Origin of the sequence: Kitasatospora sp. NPDC057198 (assembly GCF_042670125.1) — a bacterium.
Taxonomy (GTDB): Bacteria; Actinomycetota; Actinomycetes; order Streptomycetales; family Streptomycetaceae; genus Kitasatospora.
On sequence record NZ_JBHUWH010000371.1, the window covers coordinates 1 to 7982 of the forward strand.

6 protein-coding genes and 2 pseudogenes are annotated in these 7982 nt (G+C 75.2%); 3 read left to right on the plus strand and 5 right to left on the minus strand.

The window, feature by feature from the left end; genetic code table 11:
* The 5 genes and pseudogenes from ACFUEL_RS30300 to ACFUEL_RS30320 form a co-directional block, all read right to left on the minus strand.
* A partial coding sequence (locus ACFUEL_RS30300; protein WP_380239978.1) for a CaiB/BaiF CoA transferase family protein occupies positions 1 to 1113 on the minus strand: 1113 nt, incomplete at its 3' end.
* A 90-nt stretch (positions 1114 to 1203) separates the two neighbouring features.
* Positions 1204 to 1461, minus strand: a pseudogene (locus ACFUEL_RS30305) (Zn-ribbon domain-containing OB-fold protein); the annotation flags it as partial.
* Positions 1458 to 3167 carry a class I adenylate-forming enzyme family protein gene (locus ACFUEL_RS30310; protein WP_380239974.1) on the minus strand — a complete coding sequence of 570 codons (1710 nt, stop codon included), beginning with the start codon at positions 3165 to 3167 and terminating at the stop codon, positions 1458 to 1460. The pseudogene ACFUEL_RS30305 and the gene ACFUEL_RS30310, both read right to left, overlap by 4 nt.
* Positions 3164 to 4348, minus strand: a complete 1185-nt coding sequence (locus ACFUEL_RS30315) for a CaiB/BaiF CoA transferase family protein (RefSeq protein WP_380239975.1) — start codon at positions 4346 to 4348, stop codon at positions 3164 to 3166. The genes ACFUEL_RS30310 and ACFUEL_RS30315 overlap by 4 nt, the downstream gene beginning before the upstream one ends.
* Entirely contained in the window at positions 4345 to 5109 is a 765-nt protein-coding gene (locus tag ACFUEL_RS30320) for a crotonase/enoyl-CoA hydratase family protein (protein WP_380239976.1), read from the minus strand. The genes ACFUEL_RS30315 and ACFUEL_RS30320 overlap by 4 nt, the downstream gene beginning before the upstream one ends.
* 195 nt (positions 5110 to 5304) lie before the next feature.
* Here ACFUEL_RS30320 and ACFUEL_RS30325 point away from each other — a divergent pair, with 195 nt between their 5' ends.
* From ACFUEL_RS30325 to ACFUEL_RS30335, 3 genes and pseudogenes are all read left to right on the plus strand, one after another.
* On the plus strand, positions 5305 to 5910 hold the full coding sequence (locus ACFUEL_RS30325; protein WP_380239977.1) for a TetR/AcrR family transcriptional regulator: 606 nt from the start codon (positions 5305 to 5307) through the stop codon (positions 5908 to 5910).
* 132 nt (positions 5911 to 6042) lie between these two features.
* Positions 6043 to 7482: pseudogene (locus ACFUEL_RS30330) on the plus strand (aldehyde dehydrogenase); the annotation flags it as partial.
* A 135-nt stretch (positions 7483 to 7617) separates the two neighbouring features.
* Positions 7618 to 7982 (plus strand): alcohol dehydrogenase catalytic domain-containing protein (locus ACFUEL_RS30335; protein ID WP_380239979.1); only part of this gene is annotated, 365 nt, incomplete at its 3' end.

Below are 7982 nucleotides of genomic sequence, written 5' to 3' on the forward strand. Positions count from 1 at the left end.
CACCGCGTCGGTGTGCGCGCCGAGCGCGGGCACCGCGCCCATCGGGGCCTCCCGGCCGTGCACGGTGACGGGCGGCAGCAGGCCGCGCAGCGGGCCGGACGGGGTGTCGAACTCGCGCCAGCGCCTCCGGGCGGCGAGCTGCGGGTGGTCGGCGAACTCGGCGACCGAGCGCAGCCTGGCGTTGGCGATGCCCGCCGCGTCCAGGCGTTCCAGCAGTTCGTCGGCGGTGGAGGCGGCGAAGCGCTCCTCCAGGAGGGCGGTCAGCGCGGCGTCGTTGCGGTGCCGCAGCGGGTTGTCGGCGAACCGCGGGTCGCGGACCAGCTCGGGCCGCTCCAGGACGCGTTCGCACAGCGCGACCCAGTCCCGGTCGCTCTGCACGCTGAGGAACACCTGGCCGCCGTCGCCGGCCCGGTAGTGGCCGTACGGGGAAATGGACGGGTGCCGGGCGCCGCTGCGGCCGAGCGGCGCGGGCCCGTACAGGCCGTGGAAGAGCGGCTGGCCGAGCCACTCGCCGAGGGCGTCCAGCATGGAGACGTCGAAGGCGGTGCCCTTTCCGGTGCGTTCGCGCTCGTAGAGGGCGGTGAGCACGCCGGTGTAGGCGTACATCCCGGCGGCGATGTCGGCGATCGAGATGCCGGCCCGGGCGGGGGTGTCGGGGGTACCGGTGAGCGAGACCAGGCCGGTCTCGCACTGCACCAGCAGGTCGAACGCCTTCTTGCTGGTGTAGGGGCCGGTGTCGCCGTAGCCGGAGATGCCGCAGCGGATCAGCCGGGGGTGCCGCTCGCCCAGCTCCCGCGCGCCGAGGCCGAGCCGGTCGGCGGCGCCGGGGGCGAGGTTCTGGACGAAGACATCGGCCCGGTCGAGGATCCGGTCGAACAGGGCCCGGTCGGCGGCGTCCTTCAGGTCGAGGACGACGCTCTCCTTGCCCCGGTTGCACCAGACGAAGTACGCGGACTGGCCCTTGGCGGCCCGGTCGTAGTCCCGGGCGAAGTCGCCGCCGGGGCGTTCGACCTTGATCACCCGGGCGCCGAGGTCGGCGAGCTGGCGGGTGGCGAACGGTGCGGCGACGGCCTGTTCGAGGGAGACGACGGTGATGCCGTCGAGTGGTGGCACGACGTGTTCCTCCGGTCGGTCGGGTGCCTGGTCGAGCCGGAACACCGGCAGGTGGTCGGGGCGCTGCTGCGAGTCGAAGCGGACCTTCGCGCCGACCCGGGCCCGGCCGGGCAGCAGCGAGCGAACCTGGGCCTTGACCCGGAAGCCCTCGTCGAGCTGGACGACGGCGACCCGGCGCGGCGGGTTGCCCTTGACCCGCTGCTCGGTGTGGCTGTGGATCCAGCCCGCCCCCGCGGTGTGCCGCCACTCCAGGTCGGTGCAGCCGCACACCCCGCACAGGTTCCGCTCCCGCGCCTCGCTGCTGCCGCACCAGGTGCACCGCTGGAAGCGCAGCAGGTCGCTCATCATGCGCCCGCGGTCCTTCCCCGTTCGCGCAGGACCCGCTTGAGGATCTTCCCGGCCGGTGAGACGGGCAGCTGCGGCAGGAACTCCAGGTGCCGGATCCGCTGGTAGGGGGCGACGTGCGCGGCGACGTGCGCCCGCAGCTCGGCCGCCAGTTCGGGCGTCCCGGCCGTCCCGGCGTGCAGCACCACGTACGCGGCGGGCAGTTCGCCCGCGGAGGCGTCCGGCAGGCCGACCACCGACGCCTGGGCGACGGCGGGGTGCTCGCACAGCAGCGCCTCCAGCGGGCCCGGGTAGACGTTGTAGCCCTTGTAGATCAGCATGTCCTTCGCCCGGCCGACCAGGAAGTACCAGCCGTCCGCGTCGCGGCGGGCCAGGTCTCCGGTGCGCAGCCAGCCGTCCGCGAACTGCTCGGCGGTGAGGGCGGGTTGGTCGAGGTAGCCGCCGGTGATCTGCGGGCCGCGGGCCCACAGTTCGCCGGTCCCGCCGGGCCCGACCGGGGTGCGGCCGTCCGGCCCGCGCAGTTCGACCTCGGTGTCGAACAGCGGGACGCCGACGCTGCCGCGGGGGGTGCCGGCGCCCTGCTCCAGCGGCGGGAAGAGCAGGCCCTGGGTGGCCTCGCTGAGGCCGTACGCCTCCATCACCAGGGCGTTCGGGAAGACCTTCCGCAGTTCGTCCATGGCGGCGGGCTCCAGCGGCGCGGCGCCGGAGGAGATCAGCCGGACGGCGCCCAGGTCGCGCTCGCGGACGCCGGGGACGGCCAGCAGGGCGTGGAACAGCGAGGGCGAGCCGGTGACGGTGTGCGCGCCGTGCCGTTCGACGGCGTCGAGGTAGCGGGCCGGGTCGAAGCGGCCGAAGACCACGGCGGTGATGCCGTTCGCCACGAAGATGTTCTGGGTGACGGTGCCCATGGCGTGGAACATCGGGGCGATGGCGACCACGGTCGCCGCGCCGAGCGGCACCGCGAACCGGGCGTCGGCCGCCGGGACGCGGTGCAGCGTGATCCGGCCCGCGGCGTCGGTGCGCGGCAGGGCGGCGCTGCGCCAGCAGGCCATCTGCAGCACGTTGGCGAGCAGGTTGCGGTGCAGCACCCGGATCGCCTTGGGGCGGCCGGTGGTGCCGCCGGTGAAGGCGAGGTGCGCGACGTCCTCGGGCCCGACGGGGGTGGCGGGTTCGGGCGCGCGGGTCAGCAGTTCGGCGAGCGGGACGACCTGCTCGGCGAGGCGCTCAGGTGCCGGGGCCGCGGCCGCAGCGGCGGGGGCGGGGGCGGCCGTGGTGGGCTCGACCAGGACAGCCAGCCGCAGGCGGCCGCCCGCCGCCTCGGCGAGCTGCCCGGCACAGGAGGGGTGGGTGAACGCGGCGGTGGCCCCGATGTCGGCGAGCTGGCTGCTGAGCGCGGCCGGGGGCAGCGCCGGGTTGAGGGCCGCCATGGTGGCGCCGGCCAGCAGCGTGCCGTAGTAGGCGACGGTGAACCAGGCGGAGTTCGGCAGGTGCAGCGCGACCACGTCGCCGGGCCGCACGCCGTGCTCGCGCAGGCCCTGGGCGGTGCGGAGGGCGCGCTCGTGCAGTTCGGCGAAGGAGAGCCGCAGCTCGCCGTCGGCCAGGGCGGTCCGTTCGCCGTACGCGGCGGCCGATCCGGCGAGCAGGTCGGCGACGCTGCCGGCGGGGTAGGTCAGGCCGCGGGGCATGCCCGTGGGCCAGGGTGCGGTCATCTGAGGACTCCCTTGTCCAGCAGTGCGTCCAGTTCGGTCTCGTCCAGCCCCGCCCCGGTCATGACGGTACGGGTGTCGGCCCCGACGGTCGGGGCGGGGGTCGGCTCGCCCGGCGGCGTGGCGCTGAAGCGCGGGGCCGGGGCGGGCTCGGGGACCCCGGTGGGGCCGGTGCGGAAGGTGCCGCGGGCGGCGTTGTGCGGGTGCTGCGGCGCCTCGCCGAGCGACAGCACGGGGGTGACGCACGCCTGGGTGCCCGCGAAGTGCCCGGCCCACGCGTCGCGGGGGCGGGCGGCGAAGCGCTCGGCGAGCTTCTTGCGGGCGGCGGGCCACCGTTCGGTGTCGTGCTGCCGGGCCAGGTCGGGGTCGTCGGCGAGGCCGAGGCCCGCGAGCAGGTCGGCGAAGAACTGCGGCTCGATGGCGCCGACCGCGACGTGCCGGCCGTCGGCGCACTCGTAGGTGGTGTAGAACGGGGCGCCGCCGTCGAGCAGGTTGGTGCCGCGCTCGTCGCGCCAGCGCCCGGCGGCGAGGAAGCCGTACGTCATGGCGAGCAGGGCGGCCGAACCGTCGGTCATGGCGGCGTCCACCACCTGGCCGCGGCCGGTGCGGGCGGCCGAGAGCAGGGCGCTGACCGTGCCCAGGGCGAGCAGCATGCCGCCGCCGCCGAAGTCGCCGACCAGGTTGAGCGGGACGACGGGGGCGCCGCCGGCCGGTCCGACGGTGTGCAGGGCGCCGGACAGCGCGATGTAGTTGATGTCGTGGCCGGGCTCCTGGGCCTTCGGGCCGTCCTGCCCCCAGCCGGTCATCCGGCCGTACACCAGCCGGGGGTTGCGCGCCAGGCAGGTGTCGGGGCCGAGGCCGAGGCGTTCGGCGACGCCGGGGCGGAAGCCCTCGATGACGGCGTCGGCGCCGTCGATCAGGCGGAGCGCGGCGGCGGCGCCCTCGGGGTGCTTGAGGTCGACGGCGACCGAGCGGCGGCCGCGGTGCAGGACGGGGAAGCCGGGACGGCCGGCGTCGGCGGGGCGGTCGATCCGGACCACCTCGGCCCCGAGGTCCCCGAGCAGCATCGCGGCGAACGGGCCGGGACCGATGCCGCCGAGCTCGACGATCCGCAGCCCGGCCAGCGGCCCGGAGCGCGGAGGACCGCCGGGGGCCGGGGCGTCCGGGGTCGGGTGGCTGTTCATCGGCCGGTCCAGCGGGGGGCGCGCTTCTCGGCGAAGGCGCGCGGGCCCTCCTTGGCGTCCTCGGAGGCGAAGACCGGGTCGATCAGGGCGCGTTGGCGCTGCCAGCGTTCGGCGGCGGGCCAGGTGGGGGCCTCGGTGACGATCCGCTTGGTGGCCCGGACGGCGAGCGGGCCGTTGGCGGCGATCTCGGCGGCGAGGGCGCGGGCGCCGGCCAGTGCGCCGCCGTTCGCGGTGAGCCGGTTGACCAGGCCGAAGGCGTGCGCCCTGGGCGCGTCCAGGAAGCCGCCGGTGAGGGCGAGTTCCATGGCGATCTGGCGCGGGACGCGCTCGGGCAGGCGCATCAGCCCGCCGGCCGCGGCGACCAGGCCGCGCTTGACCTCGGGGAGGCCGAACCGGGCGTCCTCGGCGGCGACCACCAGGTCGCAGGCGAGGACGATCTCGCAGCCACCGGCTAGCGCGTGGCCCTCGACGGCGGCGATCAGCGGTTTGGCGGGCGGCGCCTCGGTGAGCCCGGCCAGGCCGCGGCCCTCGACCACGGGGCGCTCGCCGCGCAGGAACGCCTTGAGGTCCATGCCCGCGCAGAAGGTGCCGCCGGCGCCGGTGATCACGCCGACGGTGAGGTCGTCGCGGGCGTCGAGCACGTCGAGCGCGGCGGCGACGCCCTCGGCCACCGCCCGGTCGACCGCGTTGCGCGCCTCGGGCCGGTTGATGGTGATCACGGCGACACCGTCGCCGTACTCGGTCAGAACCGCATCGGACACGGGGGCCCTCCAGGAGTGCGGGGATCAGCCAAACGACCATTCGAACGATCGTTAAACTAGAGCGGAGGTGCCGCCCTGTCCACCCCGTGTGGCGCAGGCCACCCCGGCCGCCGGACCGGATCCGGGCGGGCCGGGGACGGCGGCACCCCTATGATCGGAGGGCGACATGCCCAGGACCCGCGAGGACGCACCCGGATGAGCTCCACCACCCAGAAGCTGATCATCGAGACGGCACGCCAGGAGTTCGCCGAGCGAGGCTACGGCGCCACCTCGATCCGGGACATCGCCCGCCGCTCCGGCATGAGCCTGTCCGCCCTCTACCACTACTACCCGGGCAAGCAGGAGCTGTTGCGGGCGATCATCGACGAGGGCATGGACGAGTACTTCGGCTCCTGCGACCAGGCGCTGGAGCGCGCGGGGGACGACCCGGCCGAGCGGCTCGCCGCCCTGGTGGAGGCCACCGTCCGGTTCCGCGCCGAGCACCCGGCCAAGAGCAGCATCACCATCACCGAGCAGCGCAGCCTGGAGCCGGAGCACCTGGCCGCCTACGAGGCCCGGATCGCCGGGGCCACCCAGCAGTGGGCCGGCATCATCCGGGCCGGCCTGGACGAGGGCGTCTTCACCACCCCCTATCCGGACGACGCCCGCCGCGCCGTCATCGCCATGTGCAACGCGGTCGCCCAGTGGTACCGCCCCGGCGGGGAGCTCGGCGAGGACGACCTGGTGGAGCGCTACGTCTCGCTGGCCCTGACGATCGTGGAGTACCGCCCGCGCGGCGTCGTGCGGCGCCCCGCGCGCTGACCCGGGCCCCGGCCCGCTCCCCCGCCACCAGCCGTTCCCACCCGACCCGTTGACACGGCCGGACGGCCGTGGTTCGGTGCACCCACTCACCGCTATCGAACGATCGATAATCACTTCCTGGAGTGGACTGCGATGGCCGATGTCATAGAGCACGAGCACCTGTTCATCGGGGGGCGCTGGGTGGCCCCCGCCGGCGGGGAGACCATCACCGTGGTGTCCCCGCACACCGAGGAGGTGATCGGCCGGGTACCGCACGCCGGCCCGGCCGACGTGGACGCGGCGGTGGCCGCCGCGCGCGAGGCGTTCGACCACGGCCCCTGGCCGCGGATGTCGGTCCACGAGCGGATCGAGGTCGTCCTGCGGATCAAGGACGGCCTGGCGGCCCGCGCGCCCCGGCTGGCCGCGCTGATCTCCGCGCAGAACGGCTCGCCGGTCACCTGGGCGGCCACCGGCCAGGTGATGAGCGCGGTCGCCACCTACGGCACCACCGCCGGGGTGGGGCGCGAGTTCCCCTTCGAGGAGTGGCGCCACGGCATGGGCGGCCCGCTGCTGGTCCGCAACGAGCCGGTCGGCGTGGTCGCCGCGGTCGTGCCGTGGAACGTCCCGCAGTTCGTCACCGCGACCAAGCTGGCCCCCGCGCTGGTCAGCGGCTGCACCGTGGTGCTGAAGGCGTCGCCGGAGACCCCGCTGGACGCCTACCTGCTGGCCGAGGTCGCCGAGGCGGCCGGGCTCCCGGCGGGCGTGCTCAACGTGCTGCCCGCCGACCGGGAGACCAGCGCCTACCTGGTGGCGCACCCGGGCGTCGACAAGGTCGCCTTCACCGGCTCGGTGGCGGCCGGCAAGGCGGTGATGGCGAGCGCCGCCGCGAACCTGCACCGGGTGACGCTGGAGCTCGGCGGCAAGTCGGCCGCCGTGATCCTGGAGGACGCCGACCTGGCCCGGGTCGTCCCGGCCCTGATGGCCGGCTCGTACATGAACAACGGGCAGGCGTGCATCGCCCTGACCCGCGTCCTGGTGCCGGAGAGCCGGTACGAGGAGATCGCCGCCGCGCTCACCGCCGCCGTCGCGGCGCTGAAGGTCGGCGACCCGCTCGACCCGGCCACCCAGGTGGGCCCGCTGGTCACCCGGCGCCAGCAGCAGCGCAGCCTGGAGTACGTCCGGATCGCCCTCGCGGAGGGCGCGACGCTGCTGGCCGGCGGCGGTGTCCCGGCCGACCGGCCCAAGGGCTGGTACGTCGAGCCGACGCTGCTCGGCGACGTCACCAACGACATGCGGATCGCCCGCGAGGAGGTCTTCGGCCCGGTCGTCTGCCTGATCCGCTACCGGGACGAGGAGGACGCCGTCCGGATCGCCAACGACTCGGACTTCGGCCTGAGCGGCGCGGTCTGGGCCGGGGACGCCGAGCACGGCCTCGACGTGGCCCGCCGGATCCGCACCGGCACGGTCAACGTCAACACGATGCGGGTCGACTTCCTCGGCCCGTTCGGAGGTTTCAAGAACTCCGGCCTCGGCCGCGAGTTCGGCCTGGAGGGCCTGCGCGCCTACCTGGAGCCGAAGACCGTCTACCTGCCGCAGTCCGTGCAGGTCCCCGCCCCGAGGAGGAACACCGTGCGTGCCGCCGTTCTCCAGCAGACCGGCGACGAGGTGCTCGACGTCCGCGACGACGTGACGACCCGGCCGGTCGGCCCCGGCCTGGTCCGGATCAGGATGCGCGCGGCCAGCCTCTGCCACTCCGACGTCTCCGGCATGAACGGCACCCTCGCGCTGCCGACGCCGTTCGTGCCGGGCCACGAGGGCGCCGGCGAGGTCGTCGAGACCGGGGACGGCGTCACCCACGTCGCGCCCGGCGACCGGGTGGTGGTCTGCTGGATGCCGCCCTGCGGGAAGTGCGGCTCCTGCAAGCGCGGCGAGGGCAACCTCTGCCTCAGCGGGATGGCCAACGTCACCACCCCGGTCTTCAGCTCCGGCGGCAAGCCGGTCTTCGGCTTCATCGGCACCGGCACCTTCGCCGAGGAGATCGTCGTCCCCGGCAACGCCGCCGTGCCGCTGCCCGACGACGTGCCGTTCGAGGT